Annotated in this window: 17 protein-coding genes and 1 pseudogene; 5 read left to right on the top strand and 13 right to left on the bottom strand. The window is 69.8% G+C overall.

Translation table 11 applies throughout. The features are described 5' to 3' along the window. Positions 1–141: 141 nt before the first annotated feature. The 6 genes and pseudogenes from ACSYGO_RS45315 to ACSYGO_RS45290 form a co-directional block, all read right to left on the bottom strand. Positions 142–675: a YybH family protein gene (locus ACSYGO_RS45315; protein WP_460390333.1), complete on the bottom strand. Its 534-nt coding sequence runs from the start codon at positions 673–675 to the stop codon at positions 142–144. 520 nt (positions 676–1,195) lie between these two features. Beyond that, entirely contained in the window at positions 1,196–1,801 is a 606-nt protein-coding gene (locus tag ACSYGO_RS45310) for a hypothetical protein (protein WP_460390332.1), read from the bottom strand. A 26-nt stretch (positions 1,802–1,827) separates the two neighbouring features. Further along, positions 1,828–2,058, bottom strand: a complete 231-nt coding sequence (locus tag ACSYGO_RS45305) for a hypothetical protein (protein ID WP_460390331.1) — start codon at positions 2,056–2,058, stop codon at positions 1,828–1,830. Between the two features lie 860 nt (positions 2,059–2,918). Then, a complete protein-coding gene (locus ACSYGO_RS45300; protein ID WP_460390330.1) occupies positions 2,919–3,248 on the bottom strand; it encodes a hypothetical protein in 330 nt (109 codons plus the stop codon). Positions 3,249–3,693: 445 nt separating this feature from the next. Then, positions 3,694–3,931 (bottom strand): annotated as a pseudogene (locus ACSYGO_RS45295) (helix-turn-helix domain-containing protein); the annotation flags it as partial. Between the two features lie 75 nt (positions 3,932–4,006). After that, on the bottom strand, positions 4,007–4,900 hold the full coding sequence (locus tag ACSYGO_RS45290) for a LysR family transcriptional regulator (protein WP_460390329.1): 894 nt from the start codon (positions 4,898–4,900) through the stop codon (positions 4,007–4,009). Between the two features lie 378 nt (positions 4,901–5,278). Between ACSYGO_RS45290 and ACSYGO_RS45285 the strand changes: the two genes are divergently transcribed. Both ACSYGO_RS45285 and ACSYGO_RS45280 read left to right on the top strand, forming a co-directional pair. Beyond that, entirely contained in the window at positions 5,279–5,785 is a 507-nt protein-coding gene (locus ACSYGO_RS45285; RefSeq protein WP_460390328.1) for a hypothetical protein, read from the top strand. 233 nt (positions 5,786–6,018) lie between these two features. After that, positions 6,019–6,357, top strand: a complete 339-nt coding sequence (locus ACSYGO_RS45280; RefSeq protein ID WP_460390327.1) for a hypothetical protein — start codon at positions 6,019–6,021, stop codon at positions 6,355–6,357. A 119-nt stretch (positions 6,358–6,476) separates the two neighbouring features. On the opposite strand, the gene ACSYGO_RS45275 is transcribed toward ACSYGO_RS45280, so the two are convergent. The 4 genes from ACSYGO_RS45275 to ACSYGO_RS45260 all read right to left on the bottom strand — a co-directional run bounded on the left by ACSYGO_RS45275 (position 6,477) and on the right by ACSYGO_RS45260 (position 12,007). Further along, positions 6,477–7,721 (bottom strand): vWA domain-containing protein, encoded by a 1,245-nt coding sequence (locus ACSYGO_RS45275; protein ID WP_460390326.1) that lies wholly within the window; start codon positions 7,719–7,721, stop codon positions 6,477–6,479. 143 nt (positions 7,722–7,864) lie between these two features. Beyond that, positions 7,865–9,175, bottom strand: coding sequence for an AAA family ATPase (locus tag ACSYGO_RS45270; protein ID WP_460390325.1), 1,311 nt, complete (start codon positions 9,173–9,175; stop codon positions 7,865–7,867). A 108-nt stretch (positions 9,176–9,283) separates the two neighbouring features. Continuing rightward, entirely contained in the window at positions 9,284–10,804 is a 1,521-nt protein-coding gene (locus tag ACSYGO_RS45265; RefSeq protein WP_460390324.1) for a hypothetical protein, read from the bottom strand. A gap of 351 nt (positions 10,805–11,155) precedes the next feature. Then, the gene (locus ACSYGO_RS45260; protein WP_460390323.1) at positions 11,156–12,007 is read right to left on the bottom strand and encodes a LysR family transcriptional regulator; all 852 of its coding nucleotides are present in this window, start codon (positions 12,005–12,007) and stop codon (positions 11,156–11,158) included. A gap of 236 nt (positions 12,008–12,243) precedes the next feature. Here ACSYGO_RS45260 and ACSYGO_RS45255 point away from each other — a divergent pair, with 236 nt between their 5' ends. The 3 genes from ACSYGO_RS45255 to ACSYGO_RS45245 all read left to right on the top strand — a co-directional run bounded on the left by ACSYGO_RS45255 (position 12,244) and on the right by ACSYGO_RS45245 (position 15,598). Next, a complete protein-coding gene (locus tag ACSYGO_RS45255; protein WP_460390322.1) occupies positions 12,244–13,323 on the top strand; it encodes a Kelch repeat-containing protein in 1,080 nt (359 codons plus the stop codon). A gap of 443 nt (positions 13,324–13,766) precedes the next feature. Further along, positions 13,767–14,306: an ArsR/SmtB family transcription factor gene (locus ACSYGO_RS45250; RefSeq protein WP_460390321.1), complete on the top strand. Its 540-nt coding sequence runs from the start codon at positions 13,767–13,769 to the stop codon at positions 14,304–14,306. Beyond that, positions 14,303–15,598, top strand: coding sequence for an MFS transporter (locus ACSYGO_RS45245; protein WP_460390320.1), 1,296 nt, complete (start codon positions 14,303–14,305; stop codon positions 15,596–15,598). The genes ACSYGO_RS45250 and ACSYGO_RS45245 overlap by 4 nt, the downstream gene beginning before the upstream one ends. Positions 15,599–16,251: 653 nt before the next feature. Here the strand turns inward: ACSYGO_RS45245 and ACSYGO_RS45240 are convergent. The 3 genes from ACSYGO_RS45240 to ACSYGO_RS45230 form a co-directional block, all read right to left on the bottom strand. Beyond that, a complete protein-coding gene (locus ACSYGO_RS45240) occupies positions 16,252–17,145 on the bottom strand; it encodes a PhzF family phenazine biosynthesis isomerase (RefSeq protein ID WP_460390319.1) in 894 nt (297 codons plus the stop codon). 453 nt (positions 17,146–17,598) lie between these two features. Further along, positions 17,599–18,240, bottom strand: coding sequence for a response regulator (locus tag ACSYGO_RS45235; protein WP_432173143.1), 642 nt, complete (start codon positions 18,238–18,240; stop codon positions 17,599–17,601). After that, positions 18,125–19,783 carry a sensor histidine kinase gene (locus tag ACSYGO_RS45230; RefSeq protein ID WP_460390318.1) on the bottom strand — a complete coding sequence of 553 codons (1,659 nt, stop codon included), beginning with the start codon at positions 19,781–19,783 and terminating at the stop codon, positions 18,125–18,127. The genes ACSYGO_RS45235 and ACSYGO_RS45230 overlap by 116 nt, the downstream gene beginning before the upstream one ends.

Raw genomic sequence — 19,783 nt, 5'->3', positions numbered from 1 at the left:
GATTCAGTCAATCGTTCTGTGAAATTCCTCGACCCCTACGGCAGGTCGCACTCGGGCCGCGCCCACGAAGTCGCCCGCGGTGAACTGAGCATGGTGAAGCATCGCTCGACCAGGCACGCGGCCGGGCGGGCCGGGCTCGGCTCAGAAGTGGCCCCAGCCGTTCGGCGGGGCGATCTTCCCATCGAGGATCTGGTTGTACTCGATGTTGCTGGAACAAAGCGTCGGGGTGGCGAACGTGAGGATGTTCGTCTCGATCAACGTGACCCACTGCATGGAGCCATCGGTCTCGGACGGGATCTGCATGGTCACCCAGATCTCGATGTCAGCCCGGTTTCCCGATATGAAGGGCCGGCCCTGAATGCCCGACATCCCGGCCTGAGAGGCCGTGACGCCCGTCCAGTATTCGTGTATCTCATCGCGACCACGAAACATCTGATCCGCCAGTCCCGGGACGGCCTGGTAGACGGCATCACGCGTGAAGAGCGAGGCGGCAAGGTCCGCGTCCTTGGTCTGCCATGCCTTCAGGTACCTGTCCATCCAGCGCGTCACGTCAGCCTCGCGGAGCTTGGAAGTCCCGGCCTGAGCCGGCGGCGCCGCGGCCACGGCGACCGCCGCGGGCAGGGTGGCGGCCAGTCCTACACGCAAAACCGAGCGTCGGTCGGGCATTGCAGGCATGTCGTGATACCTCCTGATGGATGATCAGCTCTCGGCGGCACGTCCGGGACGCCGCTCCGGTGGCCGCGTCAGATCTCGGCGCCGCCGGCGTCCGGGCTCGATAACTGCCCATTTCCAGAAGCTGATTCAGCGGATCGGGTACGTCGCGCCAGGCTAGGTCAGGGCCGTGCGGGCGTTGAAGACTGACATGAAACAGTACGAGCGGCGATTTTCCCGGACTAATTTCCGACCGCGACCGGCCTTCGTCGAGGCGACGCCAGAACGTGGAGCGAAACTGCCCGGCCGTCTACTCCCCCACCACTGCCTCACCGCCGGATTTGCCGTCCGCACCGACCCGACCGCGACCTGCGCCCGCGGCGGCTCGGCCACAGCGGATTCCAGGTGGTGCAGTCTCGACGGCATCGCAACCCGCGGCAAGCGTGACGGGTCGGTACGTCGACCTGCGACAAATCAGGGATGTCGGCGCGATTACCAATCAGCACCCCTGCTCAAGTTGCTTCGTGAGCAAGAGGTCGCGGGTTCAAATACCGCCACCCAACCCCGACTTACCCATGTCGTTGCCACATGCCCCATGCAGGCATGCCGCTCTGCCAAACTCTCGCACGGTGCCCATGGGATTGAGCAGGTGCTCGGCGGGATCACCCCCGAAGACGGCCCGGCCGTGCTCCGCCGCCACGAGCCGGAAGCCGAGCGTCCCCCAGCTGGGCGGCGGGTTCGTCCCACAGGTAGCGGAAGCACTCGAACGCCTCCCCGTTGAGCCATTGGCCTCGCCGACGAGGAAGGTACGGGGGCGCTCGGCCACGGCGGTCTGCAAAAGGCAGTCGAACTCGCTGGGGTGGCGCGGTGGCTCGCCAGCCATGTCGAGTGCGGTCAACCGCTCGTGGCACACTGCGCGGTCGGTGGGCCGGGCACGGAAGGTGATCGTGCGGACGTACTCGTGCGGTTCGCGTTCGTGCAGGCGGGCGTTGACGGCGAGGGGCCTGCCGACGCCTGCGCCGCCATCAATGCACATCATGGCCAGTGCGGTGACGGTGTCGGTGATGTTCTGCCGGGCGGTGAGCAGGGCGCGGGTGATGACCACGGATGCGTCGGGCAGATCGACGCAATGACAGCCGGCCGGGGTCACGGCGCGGCTCCGTCTTCGGCAGGATCTCAGGCCTGTGCCGGCAGGTCGTGGGAGCGGCTTCGGGCGGGTGGGGGCCGGCCGGGTGCGGTGCCGGTGGCAACGGCGGGCGGGATGAGGTCCGGCAGCGCCTGCTTCGAGGCGTCGGTGTGCTCGACGGCGGCCAGTTCACGCCCTGTTTGCGCAGAGGTGAAGGCTCCCAGCCGCTGGGGCGGCCCGGCCGCGGTGGCCGGGGCGAAGCGCAGCAGTTGGCAAGCCACCAGCGGATGGATCTGCGGCCTCGCCTGCCCGGCCGCAGCTGCACCGTTGCACGCAGCGGTTGGGGGCGCGGCACGGGCCGTTGGGGGACGCGCCTCTGAAGATCAGATATCCGCAACGCACTGACCTGAGAAAACGCGGACGCTGCATACACCCCGGGTGCATAGATCGTGGTCGCGGGCGGCGAGATGCGTGCACGTGGGTGAATAGATCGTTCCTTGAGAGGCGGCGACGCCCGAGGGAACGCGTCGGTCTGAGGGATCACGTCAAGGCGTGAGCCGCAAGAGGCCGAGGACTCGGGCCAACGGCCCTGAGACAGCACCGTTGTCGAGGTCAGCCCCGGTGCTGCCCTGGGTACCGCCCTGCGTGTTCCCGGAACCGGCACCCTGCGTGCCGCCCTGCGTGTTGCCGTTGCCGGCACCCTGCGTCCCGCCCTGAGTGTTGCCCGCGCCGTTCTGCGTGCCACCCTGCGTGTTACCCGTACCGATCTGAGTGCCGCCCTGCGTGTTACCCGTACCGATCTGAGTGCCGCCCTGGGAGTTGACGATCTGAATGTTGACGAGGGGAGGCTCGGGGTCATTGCGGGTTTCCGCGGATACTTGGCCGGCTGATACGCCTGCCAGTGCCGTCGCAGCGGCGAGAGTCAGGGTCGCGTAGATGCCGCACCGTCTCACAGCAGCCCTTTCTTACTGTAGGACAATGTCAGAAAACGTGGGGACCACGCTGTCGCACGAAGTGAGTCCCCCACTGCAGCGACACGGCGGTGTCACTCGGACAGGGCGCTGCCGAATTCACCTGGGCAGACATCGGCACCTCGCGGTGGTGCCGCGAGGTGCCGGCTTTCTCGGAGACGTTTGCGCGCTCAGCCGCCCTGGGTGCCGCCCTGTGTGTTGCCGGAGCCACCACCCTGCGTGCCGCCCTGGGTGTTTCCTGAGCCACCACCCTGCGTGCCGCCCTGCGTGTTCCCGGAGCCACCACCCTGCGTGCCGCCCTGCGTGTTCCCGGAACCGTCCTGCGTGCCGCCCTGTGTGCTGCCGGAACCGTCGTCCTGGGGGCTGTGCCCTGGTGCGAGGGAGATCGTGCCGTTCGGTAGAGGTGCCGCCGAGGCCGGGGTCCCCATGGTGACGAGTGCTCCCACCACGGCCGCCGATGCCATTGCCGTCGCAATCTGCTGCTTCTTGCGATTCCTCACAAGTTTTCCTCTCTCCCGCACGATACGTATCGATCATCTCGGAAAATAGGGGTCGGCGAGTGACCCCAGGGCAGGCAAGAGCCACCACTCGTGGTCGAGCGCGGCAATTGCAATGCTCCCCTCACGCCACGGTCGCGGCAACCCGAGTTGGGTTCGGAAAAGGGCTGTCACGGCGTCAAAAGGCCTCGGCCATTCCAGCCGCTCCCCCGATGAGCGCGCTCAGCAGCATCGCCACGTCTCGACGACGGCGATATCGTCCCGCGGCTCGCCTTTCCCCCAGTGAGGATGACCGTGCCCCCGCTGAGCTGTCAGTCCTCGGGGATTGAAGTTCTGGCGGTTGGGAGAGTCTGCCGAGGAGGGTGAGCAGTTCCTTGTGGTCCCTCGGAAGTCCCGCGCGCAGAGCGGCGTACTCGGCGCCTGGGCCGCTGGTGGCCATGAACTCGCATGATGACTCGATCGACGGCGGACTTCGAGATTCCGAACAACGGGCCGAGCTGCCGCATCGTCAAGTTCGTTCGCCAGTAAGCCGCGACCAGCAGAACCCGATCCTCCAGCGTCAGGCCCCAGGGCCTGCCTCGCCGATCCGCCTCCACTCCTTCGCGCCGCAGCTCGGTCACGAGTTGGACCAGGTTGCCCTTGATCCTGTCGTAGGCACCATCCCGGGCGACAGCCCTATGAGACACATGCGGGACAGCCCTTAGATCGGATGCCCTCTGAGCACGACTACAAATACCGGCCTGAACACTCCGAGGCGATGCTCATCCTCGCCAAATGAGGAACTCGTGCGCTATTGCGATCAGGGCACGTGCCGCCCGGCTGGGCGTGCGCTCGGACAGTATGGCCAGGGAGAACGGCCAGTCCAGGTCGGTGTCGTCGACGGTCAGCGTGGCGACGTCCTCCGCCTTGGCGAGGGCAGGCCGTGGCAAAAGCGCCACGCCGAGTCCGTGGCGGACGTAGGCCACGCCGGTGGGGACGTCGGTGATCTCGAGGGCGACGCAACGGGTCACGGAGGCGACGGCGAAGGCCTGATCCGCAACGGTCCGGATGCCATAGCTCACGGGGAAGTCGACGAAGTCCAGGCCAGCGAGTTCGGTGATCGGCACGGTGCGGCGTGTCGCGAGCGGATGGTCGGCAGGCACGACGAGGTCGAGCACCGAGGTGACGAGGTCGGTCAGCGTGATGCCCGTCGGGCGCGGTCCGGGCAGGGAGACGAAGGCGAGGTCGAGCCGCCGTTCGAGGAGGGCGTCGATCAGGCCCTGGGAGCCGGAGGCGGCGGCGCTGGTCTGTAGGAGCACACCGGGATGACGCCGGTGGAATTCACTGAGGAGCGCAGGAAAGTCGATCAGCCCCACCGTGGTCATCGTGCCCAGGCGCAGGGTGCCGCGCAGTCCTCCGCGCACCTCGGCCACCGCGTCCACGGCTTCCCGGGCAGCGTTGAGAGCAGCATGGGCGCGCGGGAGCAGGGCAGCACCGGCATCAGTGAGCACCACGCGCTTCGTGGTGCGTTCCAGCAGCGGCGCGCCGAGTTCTCGCTCGAGGTTCTTGATCGTGGTGGACACCGCGGACTGGACGACGTGCAGCCGTGCGGCGGCACGGGTGAAGTTCGCTTCCTCGGCGACGGCGACGAAGTGCTCGAGCTGGCGCAGTTCCACCCTCCCAGTATCCCTCGGAGACCCCCCCACTTATCTCTCAGTGAGATAAGTACAGTCTCTGACTTTCGTTGGACAGCGACCGTTTCGGTCAACGATTCTTTTCATCGGAGTACCTGCTCGAAGCAGGAATGCTTGCTTGCGGGCACATCGAAACAGAAGGACAAACGCGAGGTGACCGGCACAATCAAAAGGTGGTTGCGGTGGCGCCCTATATTCCCCGGCGGCATCTTCATATCTCTGATTCGAACGAGAATTTCATGTTCTGACGAGGCAATCCATAATCGGCCCAGGTGCGCCCCCTGGCGAATGCCACAACCTCCGTACGTCCCGAGCCCGGAAACACGCCAAACCAAATCCAGGAACGAGGAGACAACTGTCATGACCACACCGAACGAGTCCACCGGCAAGCTGAACAACCAGGCGTCGCACCTGGACTACTACCCAGAGTGGCTCGACAATCTCGCCGACAACGTCATCCTCCAGGGCAATTTCGCCAACGGTGAAGTGATCGGCAAGGAAAAGGTAGGGAAGCTGCTGAGCTTCGCTCGAAGCAACTACGCTTTCCAGGACTTCCGCTTCGTCGGCAAGCGCGGCGAGCTCTTCCTGGAGGACTACCGCTCCACCATCCGTGGCAGTGAGACCTACCGTCCGGGTGGAATCGAGATATACAACTTCGTCGTCGTGTACTTCAACGAGGCGGGTGAGACCAGTCAGTTGGTCATGAACCACCGGCCACAGTCAGCCGCCCTGCTTTTCTCGTCGTTGCTGGCAGAACACTTCGGCGACGAGTTCGGCTCGGACCTCTTCTACAAGGGCGATGTCAGCGATCGGCTGCTCGACCACGACCTGTCCCGCGGTCAGTGGCCCGCGTCGCAGCCCCAGTGAATGGCGACGGCCGGGCTGTCCGGGCAAGGACGGGCTGTAGCACCGGGGTGTTACAGCCCGTCGGCGAAGCCGACCACTCAAAGGGCGTAGGAGTCGGAGGCGACTCCCGATCCGCTCTGCCTTCATGAGGGCGCGGCGTGGCACCACCGCGGAACTGCTTCCTGGCCTACTCACGCTCGTCTGGGTAGCAGCACCCAGGCGGTACACACCGTCCGTCGCCTAGCCTTCGGACCATGAGTTCCGCACAGCAGATCGACCCGTTGGAAGAAGGGGCCCGCCCGCAGTTGACGGGCGCGTGGTCACTCGTGCTGGGCACCATTGCTGTCGCCGCGATCGGCTGTCCCCTGCTTCCGAAGTCCGTTCCGAGCCAACTCCGCTACCTCCCTGTCTACTTCATCCTGCCCCTGGGGATCTGGGCGGTCGTCTCAGGCGGTATCGCCCTGCGACGCATGCGCGGCGACGAGGGAGCCAGTCGTATCCGGGCTCGGGCGGGGATCACCCTTGGCACGGTGGCCATCGTGGCGGCGGTGGCTGTCATCGTCTGGGCGTGCTGGGCGCTGCGCGACATCTGAGAGTGGCGGTGCATGGGGTTCACGGTGGTGGGGACCCCCGCCCGGTGCCCGCATACGTCTTCGGGCGGACGGCCACGCGCCGCTCGTGACGGGCGGCGGTGCCGCGCCACGGTGCTGTCTCAGCCGATGGTGACGACACGCGCCCAGGGCGGCGGGCTGTCCGGGACGTAGTCGGGGTTCTCCTCGTCCACGGCACGCAAGGGGCGGGGGAAGAGACCGACGACGGTGTGGCAGGCCGGCTGCGCGGAGGGCCAGGGCGTCTGGCCGTCCGTGAGGGCGACGATCACGTCCGGGCGGGGCCGGGAGCGCAGCGCCCGCGCGAAACCGGAGCGCAGATCCGTTCCGCCGCCGCCGACCAGTGCGATGTTCTCCGCGCGGCAGAGCTGGACGGCGACCCCGGCCGCGGCGTCGCACGAGATCACCGAGACCAGGTCGCGCCGCCCGCCCACCGCCTGCGAGATCGCCGCCACCTCCAGCAGCGCGCTGCCCAGCTCGGCGTCGCTCACCGACCCGGAGGTGTCGATCACGACGGAGACCCGGGGCGGCGTACGGCGCAGGCTCGGGAGCACTACCCCGGGGACCCCGGCCGAGCGCCGGGACGGACGCCGGTAGCTGTGGTCCTCGCCCACCCCCGGCGCTCCCGCCGCCGAGCGGACCGCCGCCCCCAGCAACTGCCGCCACGGCTGCGGCGGATGGAACGCCTCGTCCGCCCACCGGCGCCACCCCTCGGGCGCGTCGCCCGGTCGGCCCTTGAGCCCCTCCGCGACCCGGAAACGGACCGCGTCCCGCTGCTGCCGGGTCAGCCCATGTGCCCCGTCGGGCCCCAGCTCCCACGGTCGGGCCTGCCCGTCGGCACCACTGCCGCAGTCCAGCCAGGCCAGTCCCGAGTCGAGCCCGGACATCGACGCCGTCCGCAGGTACTCCTCCATCAGCAGCCCGTCGGGCAGCCGCAGCAGCGACGGCAGCACCGCCCCGGCGGGCAGGGGCAGGCCGTCACCGTAGATGTCGTCGTTGATCTCGAAGTCGGCGGCGATGTTCCGTCGCAGCCTCTCCCATCTTTCGGCCCGGGCAACCTCCGTTTCGCTGCGCTCGCCCGGCCCGCGTTCCTCGTGCTCCCGGGCATACCGCTCGCCGCGTCCGTGGTGGTCCCGGAGCAGATGCGAGACCTCGTGCACCCAGACGCCCGCCAGTTCCTCCACCGGGGTGCGCGCCACGAAGCGCGGGGAGACGTAGCAGCGCCAGTGCGCGTCCACCGCCATCGTCGGTACCGACCGGTCCTCCACCACGTGCAGTGCGAAGAGCGCGCTGGCCAGGTAGGGGCGGACCTTCACCGCGTGCAGTCGGGCGGCCAGCAACTTATCCATGTCCAACGGGATTCCGGGCCGGTCGATCGGCTCGCCGGCGCCGGCCGGCGGTCCCGGCACGGTGGGCCGCACCGGGCGCGGCGGTGCGGGTGGGGACATCGGGCGCGGCAGGGGGCGCGGCGTCGTGCGCTTCGCGGCGCCCGTCATCGGGACGCCCCCGTCGTGTGCCCTGCGTCGGCCGCCGCTGCGGCCCGCACCACCGACCGGTCCGCCCGTCGGGCGAGACCGACCACTCCCGCCAGTCGCTCCACCGCCTCCGGCACCTCCCAGTCGTCGCGCCGCAGCGCGGCCAGCGCCGTCGCCGGGGCGACCAGCAGGTCCGGGGTGCCGGTCTCCAGCGCCCGGACCAGCACCGCCCAGCCCGCCTCCCACCGCTCCCGCTCCGGGCGCGCACCGACGGCGGCCACCACCGCTTCCAGCGTCGCCTGACGCAGGTCGCCGCGCACCGGCAGGTCTGCGGAGGCCGGATCGTCCAGCAGCGACTGCGGATCCGGCAGGTCCATCCGGTCCAGATGGGCGAGGAGTTCGAGTCCCGGCCCGTCCCCCACCGCGCCCCGCACCAGCAGTGCCAGCACCTCCCGGGAGACGGAAGCCGCCGTGCCGAAGGCCAGCAGGGTCAATGCGGCCTCCCAGCTCCGGGGCGAGGGCCAGGCACCGCCGCGCCGGGTCTCGGTGCTCGGCATCCGGTGGATCAGCGTCGGCCGGGCTTCGAGGAAGCCGCAGACGGCGCGCCGGGCGAAAGCCACCGCCTCCGGCAGCCGCTCCTGCACCAGCCGGGGCAGTTCCGCCCGGGGCCAGACCCCTCCCAGCCCGCGCACCACCACCTCCCGGTCGTGCACCCAGTACAGATGCACGAACCGGTTGGCCAGCGGCGGACTCAGCTCCCATCCGTCCGCCGCCGACGCGCGCGGATTGGCGGCGGCCACGATCCGTACGCCCGGCGGCAGTTGAAGAGCACCGACCTTGCGCTCCAGGACGACCCGCAGCAGTGCGGCCTGGACTGCGGGGGTGGCGGTGGAGAGTTCGTCCAGGAAGAGCAGCCCCCGCCCAGCGCGCACCAGGTCCACCGCCCACTGGGGCGGCGCCATCGGCACCCCCTGCACCGCAGGGTCGTCGCCCACGATGGGCAACCCGGAGAAGTCGGACGGTTCGTGGACGCTGGCGATCACGGTGGTCAGCGGCAGGTCGAGGGAGGTGGCGAGCTGTGTCAGGGCCGCGGTCTTGCCGATGCCCGGCTCGCCCCAGAGCAGCACGGGCAGGTCGGCCGCGACGGCGAGGGTGAGCGCTTCGAGCTGCTCGTCGGGGCGCGGCTCGGTCGTGGTCGTCCGCAGGAGGGTCAGGAGGTCGTCGGCGAGGGTGAGTTGGGTGCCGGTCGCGGATGTGTCGGCGGAGCTGGGTGCGGCCGCGCTGATGGCCGGGACCGTGGCGGGCAGAAGCGTACTGGAGGTCGTCATGGCATCACCTGGGTGCGATAAGGGGACGGGACGGCCCGTCCTGGATGGCGTGGGGTGTGCGGCGCGCAATGCGCGGCGCCGGAAAGTGACGTCGGTGGGGGCTGCCGGTCAGCGGTGCAGCCCGGTGCGGGGCCGGGCCCGGCTGCTGCGCTTGCGGCTCATGTCGTGTGGCGTACGACGGTTGAGCCGGGGACGGTGGTCCGCCTCCGAGTGCCCCGCACTCGAGGTCTTCCCGTCCCCGGCCGCACCGGCGGCGGGGTGTTCGGCGACCAGCCCCGAGCGGAAGAGTCCGTGGTCGATACGGCGGGTCGCGGCCGACTCCAGCTCCTGCCGGAGCGGTCCGTCGCGCAGGATCGCGCCGGGACCGAGCAATCTTTCGACCACGTCGAGCGCCCCGGTGACGTCACCGTGGGCGAGCCGCTCCCGGACCGCGGGGAGTTCCTCCGGGTTGCGGTGCACCGCGTCGATCGCCCGCAGGCACGGCAGCGCCGGCCCGCCGAGAGCCACCAGCAGTTCTTCCCTGCGCAGTTGGGTCGGCTCGTGATCGATCGCCGTCAGCACACCGTCCCGCAGCGCGATCCGGTGGATCTCGCCCCGGCATTCCACCCGGTGCGGATCGCCGGTTTGGGGAGCGGGGCCGGCCACCGGTGCCGTGCCGGAAGCTGCCACCGAGCCGGAGGCCTCCAGCGCCGCGGCGACGAGCGGATGCAGCCGCTCGGCCGGGACCAGCCCGGCCCGCAACAGCTCCAGGTCCGGAAGGACCCGGGCCGCCGCCTCCGGCAGCACCGGAAGCGCCGCGACCTCCTGCGGCGGCAGCGCTTCGCGCAGCGGCCGGAACGTCGGAGCATGGCTGTCGTCGGGGGCGACGAGTTCGAGCACCGTCCGGCTCCGCGCACCGAGGCGCACGGTGAACGCCCCGAGAGGGCGGCCCTCGGCCCGCAACAGCAACTCCGCCTCGGCGGCCCAACGTGCCACCGCCCAGGCGCCATCGTGGATGTCGGACCCGTCCACCCGACCTGGCAGGTCCGGCAGGACGCGCCGACTTGATGCGGGCGGTCGGGCGGTCGGCGGCACGGCCGGTACCCGGCCCGCACCACACCGCCGCGCCAGTTCGCCGCTCCGCCCGGAATCCCAGAGATGCCGGTGCAGGTCGAGCCGGAAACGCCGGTCGGGATGCGGGTGCGGATGATGCCCGTGGACACCGTCCCCGGGCCCCTCCCACAGGGCCAGGGACATCCGCTGTCCGGCGTCCGCCCAGGCCGGGGGTGTCCGCACCACCAGATGCAGCGGCGTGGTGCCGGAACTCGGGTAACAAGCCAGAGAGAGGGTCAGGCCGGGCCGGAGCCGCCCGTCGGGGGCGATCCGGGGCATGTGCCAGCGGAGCAGATCCGGGGCCAGGAGCCGCAGATCTCTACGCAGACGGGTGACCAGATCGGTGCCGTGGCGGTCGCGCACGGCGCGCAGATCGAGATCGACGTCGAGCCGGGCAGCGGCGCACGCCCCGGCCCAGTCGCCGACCGCACGCCGCGCGGTCGCAGTCTCGATCATGGACGGTGGCACGGCGTACTCACGCACGCGCTGCCACATCAACAAGCGGGCCGGAGCCTCGTTCGCGAAGTGATGTGCCATCAGCACTCACCTTGCGCGAACGATTCCCCCGTTCCGTAAGAGGAGAGATTCTTCATCGTCGGCATCGTAACCACCCCGACGACGATCTGTCAGGCCCATTCAGCCACGCATCGACCTTCACGGATGGCCAACACGTCCATTATTCGTGTCGCGGCGCGCCTTGCTCATGTTCGCCCCGGAGAGGGCGTCGCCATGCCCTTCGTCGAGACATGGTGCAGAGTTTGAGGATGCGCACCCGAGTCAGGGGCGCAATCCCACACATGCCCCCCTCCCCCACAACCAGGTGCACTCCGGGCTCCGTTGAACGCCTCGTCTGAACGTGCGCGCTGACGCCTCGCGTGCAGAGCCGCATCACTGGCGGAAGGCGGCGATGACGATGTCCACGAACGATCGGACGAGGGGGCTGGCGTCGCCTTTCGAGTGGGCCACGACCACCGGGCTCTGGGGCATGTCGAGCAGGGGAACCATGGCGAGCCCTGTGTCCGGTTCGTGATCCATCGGTGTCATCCCGACCGTGCCATTCCACAGCACGGCTTGCCTGCACTCGGTCACGGCCCGCACGAGCGGGCCTGAGCGTTGTCGTCCTCCGCTCCAGTAGGAGCGCCAATGGGTGTCGGTGGTGTCGGGAAAGCGGAACCAGCTTCGATCGTCGAGGTCCGCGAGCGTGAGGTGGGGGCGACCGGCCAGTGGGTCGTCGGCGCGCAGCAGGGCGGCCACGGGATCGCTGCGCAGTCGTGTGACGTGGAGTCCGGTTTCGTCGAACGGTCCGCGGGTGAGGGCGACGTCGACGCGTCCTGCGGCGAGCCCGCATGTGGGGTCGGTGAGGTCCGACTCCCGTACCCGGATTTCCACGTGAGGGTGGCGGCGACGGAACGCTTCCACGAGCCGGTGGTTGCCGGGGGCGATGCCATCGCCCAGCATGCCCACGGTCATGGTGACCGGCCCCGAGAGTGCGGCGATGCGTGCGCGGATGCGCTCGGCGGCCTCCAGCAGTGAGCGGGCATCGTCGACCAGGACGGCCCCGGCCGGAGTCAGTGTCACGCCGGCAGGGGTCCGGTCGAACAGCCTGGTCCCCAGGTCCGTTTCGAGGTTCTTGATGGCGCGGCTGAGCGGCGGCTGGCGCATGTGCAGGCGTGCTGCGGCACGGCCGAAATGCAGTTCCTCCGCGACGGCGAGGAAGTAGCGCAGCAGGCGCAGGTCCATTCCCCCACGATACCCGTTGGGTATCAGGGCTGCTGAAGAGGTCTTGGACAGGCGGTAGGGCCGGGCGGTGGAATCGAAGAGCCGCACGCCGGCTGTCCGCGCCCGTGTGCTGGACGGCGGATCCTCTTGTACCGCGTGCGGCAACGTCGATTGAGTCCTCGGCCGGCAGCCGAGCGGTGCGACGTCAAAAGGCGGGCGCCGCACTCGGCGCTTTCACGTACGAAGGATGTGTGGTCATGGAGTTCGACAAGCGGCGGCGCAGTGTCGTCAAATCCCTGGTGTCCGGCGGGGTTGCGGTGATGGGTGCATCCGCGATGCCGTGGTCGGCTGCCGCGCAGCCGCGGACACGGGCGGCACAGTCCACGCCCCGGGGGGTGTGGCGCGCGCGGGCTTCCCTCCCGGTCAAGCGGGCTGAGGTCGGGGTGGCCGCGCTCGGGGGGCGCATGTACGTCGTGGGCGGCACTGTGCAGCACGGCGACGCGGCCCCGGTGTGGGCGTCGACAGCGGTGCACAGCTACGACCCCCGACGGGATCAGTGGTCGAGCCGTGCCCCTTTGCCCAGGCCACTCACGCATGTCGCAGTGGCTGCGCTCGGCGGACGGCTGTACGCGTTCGGCGGGTTCACCGGCGCGGTGCACATGAACCCGCAGCCGGACGCCTATGTCTACGACCCGGGCGAGGACCGCTGGGACCGCCTGCCGGACATGCCGGTGGCGCTCGGATCGATCGGGGTGGCAGCCGTCGGCGGGCGGCTGCATCTGCTCGGAGGGCGGGACTCACATCGCATCGTCACCCCGGAGGGCTCGCCCGTCTCGCTGGGGTTCGGCACCGTGCGCACCCATCACGTCTTCGACCCCCGGCGCAACACCTACGTCGCAGCCCAGCCCTTGCCGGCCGATAGCCGGGATCATGCCGGCGTCGCGGTTCTCGGTGACCGCGTCCATGTCGTCGGCGGCCGCGTGGAGGACGTGGGCGACAACCTCACCCGCCACGACGTGTATGACATTCACCGTCGGCAGTGGACACAGGCTGCGCCCCTGCCCGTCGCCCGCTCTGCCGGAGCCGCGGTCGTCGTGAACGGAGGCATCGTGTACGCGGGCGGCGAATGCAGGCCTGGCAGCAGCACCGACACCTTTGACGACGTCACGGTCTACAACCCCCGCACCGACCGCTGGAGGGCGATCACGACACTGCCGGGCAATCGCCACGGGTTCGGCGCCGTCGAACTGGACGGCCGCGCCTATTTCGTCGCCGGTTCACCGAGCTGCGGAGGAGGAGCCAGTGCCGACACCCTCGAGCTGACTATGCGTTTGTGAGCTGATGCCACACCGGGCCCCCCGGCAAAGGCCTGATGAGGACCTGCCGAACAGGCAGTAGCTGCTACCACTTGAGCAGGGACAAGGGTGGCCGGCCTGGCGATGTCTTGCCGGACGCGGTACGACCTCTCCCTCACCGGGGTCGTGATTGGCGAGGCTTCGGGCAGACTGCGGTCCTCGGCCGCTGGAAAGAGATCACGTTCTCGAAGATTGCGGTCGTTGCTGCTGCCCTGGTTGCTCTGCCGCTCGCCACCACGCGACGAGTTGCGCGGCCGATTCCCCGAGCACACACAGGGTGGGGTTCGTGCCCGCCGGGGTCATCGCCGAGACCGGCGGGCCCGGGCGGTGGCCCAAACGAATCAACTCAGCAGTATCTGGGCTATCGATGGCGCAGGACTCAAAACCCCTTGCACAATGGTCAAGAATCGTTGACCATTGCTCGCATGCCTACCGACGATCTTCCCGAGACGTTCCACGTCACTACTGACGAGCAGCTGCGCGCCGTCTCCAACCTCACGCGTCACCGGATCATGGCCGTGCTCCGCTTCGAGCCGGCCACGATTACGCAGATCGCCGAGCGGGTTGGCCTGGCGAAGGGGAGTTCCAGCTATCACGTGCGGCTGCTGGAGCGGGCCGGCCTGGTGAAGGTGGTACGGACGCGGAAGGTGCGGGGGGTCACCGAGCGGTACTACGCGATGGCCGCGCGGGCGATCGTGCTGCCGGATCCGGGCGAGGGAGGGCCGGATGTGCTGATGCGCCATGCGGTGGCGGATCTGGAGGCGTCGCCGGCGGATGGCGCACGGCACGTTCGGATGGCTCATCTGCGGCTCACCGAGGAGCAGTTCGCAGAGCTGGGGGCGCGGTTGCAGGCTCTGGCGGACGAGTACCGGGAGCTGTCAGATCCGTCGCTGCCGGACGTGTCACTCGTCTTCGCACTGTTCCATCCGGCACCGCGCGAGCAGGCCGAGGGGGGCACCAAGTGACCTCAGACGTCAGGAAGTTGCCGACCGGATTCGGACGGTTGTGGACCGCGCAGACGATCTCCTCGCTCGGCGACGGGGTGACGCATGCCGCGCTTCCGCTGCTCGCGTTGACGTTGACGCGGGACCCGATGGCGCTCGCCGTCGTCACGGCCGCGGGGACGCTGCCGTGGCTGCTCTTCGGGGTGCTCGGCGGTGCGCTGGTGGACCGCTGGGACCGTCGGCACACGATGTGGGTCGCGGACACGGCACGTGCGGTGCTGCTCGCGATACCCGCGGCGGCGGCCATGCTCGACGTGCTGAGCATTCCGCTGCTTGCGGCCGTCGCCTTCCTGCTCGGCCTGGGCGGACTCTTCTTCGATACGGCCGCCACGGCCTATCTGCCGGATCTGCTCGGCCGCGACCCCGCACTCTTGGAGCGCGCCAACTCCCGCTTGCGTGGAGCCCAGACCGCCATGTCCGGCTTCGCGGGACCGCCTGCGGGCAGTGCCCTGCTCGCGCTCGGGCGGGCGGTTCCGCTGCTCGCCGACGCGGTGTCGTTCGCGCTCTCCGCACTGCTCGTACGTACGCTGCCCGCCATGCCCAGGCCCGTGCCGGAGGTCCGCGAGTCGCTGCTTCGGCAGGCGCGGGCCGGGGCCTCGTACGTCTTCCGGGACCGGGTGCTGCTCGGGCTGGCGCTTCGCCCGGCGGTCGGGAACGTCGCCTTCCTCGCTGTGGAGACCGTGCTCGCCCTCTTCGCGCACGACCGCCTCGGTATCGACACCTACGGTTTCGGCCTGCTCCTCACGGCGGAGGCCACCGGCGGTCTGCTCGGCGCCGGCATCGCCTCCTGCCTCGGCCGACGACTCGGCACCGGCGCCGCACTGACCTTCACGGCCACGGTCGAGGGCCTCGCCATCCTCGGGCTTGCCGCCGCCCCGAACCCGTACGTGGCCGGCCTGGCGCTCGCCGTCTGCGGCGCCGGCATGGGCGCCACCATGGTGCTCGCGCCCTCGCTCCGGCAAGCGATCGTCCCTGCCCACCTGATGGGCCGGGTCGCCTCCACCTCCCGCATGCTGGCCATGTGCGCCGCCCCCGTCGGGGCCTTCCTCGGCGGCTGGCTTGCCACCGCCTACGACATCCGCACCCCGCTCTACGCCGCCGCCGTCCTCCTCCTGGCGATGACGGCCGTCACCGCATCCATGACCAGCAACCGCCGGGTCGAAGCGGCGCTGCGTGCCGCCGCCCCGGCCGGCGGTCCACATCAATCGGCATCCAAGGATCTCGCCCAGGAAGGTGCACCCGACTTGTTGTGACGCCTGCCGCGAAGGCGTCACAACACGTCGGGTGCCATGCCCCCGCGGGGCGCGACGAGTGGCCAGGGCGGTCGGTTGTGCCGGCCGTCAGTCCTCGCCGTCCTCGGCGGCGTCCGGGTCCCGGAAGGGCGCAGCTCTGGCCGGCACCCCCGGCTTCGATGTTGAACAGGCAGCGGCCCAGGATGTTGATGGTGCCGGTCCTTGAGCGGGGCCAGACGGGTGACGTCATCGTCTTTGATGTCGTGGCCCTCGGCGCGAAGCCGGGCTACGGCGGCGTCCAGACAGTGGGTGTTTCACAGGACCACGGCGTTGAGGATCAGGCCGAGAGCCGCGAGCTGGTCCTATCCGAACCAGCCCAGCTCACTTGCCAGTTGTGACCTCCGCCAGTTTCCGCCACGGAAAGCACATGGTGGAGAAGTCGGAGGGCTTGCGCAGCCTTGGAGCACCGTGGTGGGGGCAGGCCGGGCGCCTACCCGAGCCCTGAGCCCAGACCACCGCTCGTCACGGTGAGCCGGCCGGCGTCCCGTAGCCGTCACCCCGACACCGTCGGGAGGCGAGCCTCGCCCCTTCGCCGTCCCGCAAGCGCACTCCGGTCGGTGTCCGTTCCTGCAGAACCGGCATTCGACGGTGTCTGTCCCTGTCCCCCGGCTCGCTCAGGCTTCTTCCTCCCCGGTGCTCTCGCCGGCACCCACGATCGCCACCGCGTGCCCGCTCACCCGCACGCGTGGGTCCGTGGTGGATGCCTCGACCCGGAGCAGGCTGGGCCGACCGAGATCCTCCCCCTGGTGGATGGTGAAGGCACCGGAGGGTGGGAGGGCGCCGAGGGCGCGCAGGTAGCCGCCGAAGGCGGCGGCCGCTGCGCCGGTGGCCGGATCCTCGACGACACCGCCGATCGGGAACGGGTCGCGGGCGTGGAAGAGCTCCTGGGTCTCACGCCAAACCAGCTGGAGCGTGGTCCAGCCGTGACGGTGCATCACCTCGGCCAGATCTTCGAAGTCGTAGTCGAGGGCCGCGAGACGCTCGCGGGTGGCCACGGCCAGCACCAGGTGCTCGTTTCCGGCGAAAGCAACGTGCGGCGGGAGTGCCGGGTCAAGGTCTTCCGGGGACCAGTGCAGGGCCGCAAGGGAGACTTTCACCTCCTCGTCGCTCGCCGGTCGGGAGCGCGTGGGGACGCTGGTGAGCGTCGCCGTCACGGAGCCTCCAGGCTGTGCAGAGGTGTCCAGGGTGATCTCACCCACCGGTGTGTCGAAGACGAGCGCGCCGGGGCCGATCCGCTCCGCCAGGGCCACCGCGGTGGCAACGGTTGCGTGGCCGCAGAAGGCGACCTCGGCGAGCGGGCTGAAGTAGCGCAGCCGGAACCGGCGCGCCGCATGGTCCCCAGCGGTGACGAACGCGGTCTCCGAGTAGCCGACTTCGGCGGCGGTCGCGAGCATGGCGGCATCGTCCAGTGCTGCCGCGTCGAGCACGACGCCGGCCGGGTTGCCACCGGCGGGGTCGGTGGTGAAGGCGGAGTAGCGCAGGATTTCGGGGCGCGTCTTCAGGCTCATGTCCCTACCGTGGCACTGCACAGACATCCATACAAACGATGGATACCAAGTGAATCCATCGATGCATTCGATGACGACCGCGATCGTGGGCAGCAACTGCGTTCCGCGCGGGAAATAGTGCGGCAGTCCCGTGGTGAGCGCGGCCGCTGTCGGGGCTGAAGCTCCTCGCGTGCACGGCCTGTTCCGACCGCGCCGCCGACCGTGGCCGGACGGCACGCGAAGCAATGACACCCGCGCCTGAAGGGCTGCGGTCAAGGCCGTGTCCTGCGTGGTCAGTTTGAGGAGTCGCTTGTGGCAGCAGAGCGCTGCGGCGAGTCCGAGAAGGGCTGGTAGTTGCGGGGACAGCGTTGATGACCGGGGGCTCAGCTCGTGGCGACCGACTGCCGCCGCGCCGGCACCGCGATGGCCCGGTGTCCTCGCCAACGCGTTGCCCGCACGGTGGCGGGACAGGGCTCAGCGTGCGGCCTGAAGGTACTTCAGGACGGCGAGCACACGTCGGTGGTCGTCCGGCGACTGATGCAGGTTCAGTTTCTGCAGGATCTGCCGGACATGGGCCTCCAGCGTCTTGGGACTCATGGACAGCGTTCCGGCGATGGCCACGTTCGAGCGCCCCTCGGCCATGAGTGCCAGGACCTCGAATTCCCTGGCGGTGAGGCCCGAGAGGGCGCCGGGATCGCGCGGCCGCCGCATGAGGGTGGTCACGATCGTGGGGTCGATGACGCACTCGCCCTCGACGACGCGGCGCAACGCGTCGACGAGGAGGGCGATGTCCGATACGCGTTCCTTCAGGAGATACCCCAGATGTTCGGGCGCGTCGCTGATCAGACGCATGGCGTAGTGCGTCTCGAGATACTGCGACAGGACGAGTACGCCCATGGTGGGGTCCAGGGATCGCAGTGTGCGGGCCGCGACCAGGCCCTCGTCCGTGTACGTCGGCGGCATCTTGATGTCCACGATCACGGCGTCGGGCTCCGCGGAGTCAAGCGCGCGCATCAGGGTGGTGGTGTTGTCGGCGGTCCCCACCACCTCGCAGCCGGCCTCCGCGAGCAGGCGTGCCAGGCCGTCGCGGATCAGCATCGAGTCGTCGGCGATCACGATCTTCATCGGATGTCCCCCGTTCGTGATCTTCATTCGATGCTGCTCCCTCGGCCGGGATCCTGGCTGTGAGCAGTGTCCCGCCCGCGGCTCCATCCCCGACAGTGATGCTGCCGCCCAAGGCCTCGACCCGGTCGGCGATCCCTCGCAGCCCCGAGCCGTTGCTGTCGGCGCCGCCTCGGCCGTCGTCGCTCACGCGCACCACGACGGTTCCCGCCTCAGCGACGACCTCCATGGTCGCCCTCGTGGCGGCCGCGTGCTTGGCGACGTTCGTCAGCGCCTCGGCGCACACGAAGTACGTGGCCGCTTCGATCGGAGGCGGCAGTCGGCCGACGTCGACCGACACCGAGACCGCCAGTCCCGCCCGGTCCGCGAGCAGTGGCAGTGCGGCGCCGAGGCCGCCGGCGGTGAGGCTGGGCGGCCTGACGCCCTGCGCGAACTGGGCGAGTTCGCGCTGGGCGGCGACCACCTCGGCCAGCACCTGCGGCAGCACGGCGCGGCCTTCCTCGTCCGTCTCCGCTTCAAGGGCGCGCAGATGTCGCAGTGCCTGGGCCAGATGGGTTTGCGCTCCTGTGGTCAATTCCGCTTCCAGCGCCCGCCGCTGGGCGTCCGCCGCCTCCACGATGCGGCGGCGCGCTGTGGCGAGCTCGGCCATGCGGGCTCGGACTTCCGCTCTCATTCGCGCGTTGGCGACGGTCAGGCGCAGCGCCGCGATGGCTCCGTGAAGCAGCTGCGGGTCGGACAGTACCGCGGGCTCGTGGATGAGTACCGCAATGGGCTCACCACCGTCCTCGACCACCGTCGTCACTCGCCCTGCGGCACCCTGGGCGATGTCGAGCGGCCGACCGGTTTCGTCGCAGTACGCCTGCCGGCCGGGCACCCGGTAGCCCAGGATCAGGCCGGGATCGCCCAACGCCCTTGCCAGTTGGCCTTGGAGCCCCTCGATGTCCGTGCGGCGGCCGAGCTGCGTGACCAGTTCGGCGACCGTGGCCTCGGTCCAGCGCCCGTACCGCAGATCCACCGTCAGCCAGATCACCACCAGGCAGACCGCAGTGTCGTAGACCAGCAGGACCGCGCGGTCCGCGCCCCACTCCAGCAGTACGTTGGCGCTGCCCAGGGCCAGAGCGGCGGCAAAGACCAGCGCTGCGGCCAGCGCGGAGCGCCCCGCCCTTCTGGCGGGGCCCGATGTCCGAGCGAAGACGTCGAGAGCGGCCGCGACAACGAGAGCCGACAGTCCCACGGTCAGCCAAGGCGCGGGGACGAAGCCCTCGTAGAGGGCCGCCCCGTAGCCGGCTAGGGCCACGCCCCTGGCGGGCCACCGGTGCAGCCGCCCGATCGGATAGGACAGATGCAGCTGGATCAGCGGGCCCCGGTGGAGGAAGACCAGGCCGGGAAACGCGCTGCCCAGAAACCAGCATGCCCCGGCCATCGCCATGAGCGGACCGACGCGGCTGCCTCGCCTGCCCGCCCAGGCCAGCGCACCCGCTCCGAGGAGCACCGCACCGACCGCGGTATCGGCCAGGAACAACATCCCGTCCGGCAT

It is taken from the genome of Streptomyces krungchingensis, assembly GCF_054729265.1.
This window is presented reverse-complemented; position numbering and strand designations above follow the sequence as displayed.

Excerpts from the sequence above, each read along its gene's own strand:
- ACSYGO_RS45230 (WP_460390318.1), bottom strand. The coding sequence starts at position 19,783 with ATGCCGGACGGGATGTTGTTCCTGGCCGATACCGCGGTCGGTGCGGTG.
- ACSYGO_RS45315 (WP_460390333.1), bottom strand. The coding sequence starts at position 675 with ATGCCTGCAATGCCCGACCGACGCTCGGTTTTGCGTGTAGGACTGGCC.
- ACSYGO_RS45270 (WP_460390325.1), bottom strand. The coding sequence starts at position 9,175 with ATGACGACCTCCAGTACGCTTCTGCCCGCCACGGTCCCGGCCATCAGC.
- ACSYGO_RS45280 (WP_460390327.1), top strand. The coding sequence starts at position 6,019 with ATGAGTTCCGCACAGCAGATCGACCCGTTGGAAGAAGGGGCCCGCCCG.
- ACSYGO_RS45250 (WP_460390321.1), top strand. The coding sequence starts at position 13,767 with ATGCCTACCGACGATCTTCCCGAGACGTTCCACGTCACTACTGACGAG.
- ACSYGO_RS45240 (WP_460390319.1), bottom strand. The coding sequence starts at position 17,145 with ATGAGCCTGAAGACGCGCCCCGAAATCCTGCGCTACTCCGCCTTCACC.
- ACSYGO_RS45260 (WP_460390323.1), bottom strand. The coding sequence starts at position 12,007 with ATGGACCTGCGCCTGCTGCGCTACTTCCTCGCCGTCGCGGAGGAACTG.
- ACSYGO_RS45275 (WP_460390326.1), bottom strand. The coding sequence starts at position 7,721 with ATGGATAAGTTGCTGGCCGCCCGACTGCACGCGGTGAAGGTCCGCCCC.
- ACSYGO_RS45265 (WP_460390324.1), bottom strand. The coding sequence starts at position 10,804 with ATGGCACATCACTTCGCGAACGAGGCTCCGGCCCGCTTGTTGATGTGG.
- ACSYGO_RS45255 (WP_460390322.1), top strand. The coding sequence starts at position 12,244 with ATGGAGTTCGACAAGCGGCGGCGCAGTGTCGTCAAATCCCTGGTGTCC.
- ACSYGO_RS45285 (WP_460390328.1), top strand. The coding sequence starts at position 5,279 with ATGACCACACCGAACGAGTCCACCGGCAAGCTGAACAACCAGGCGTCG.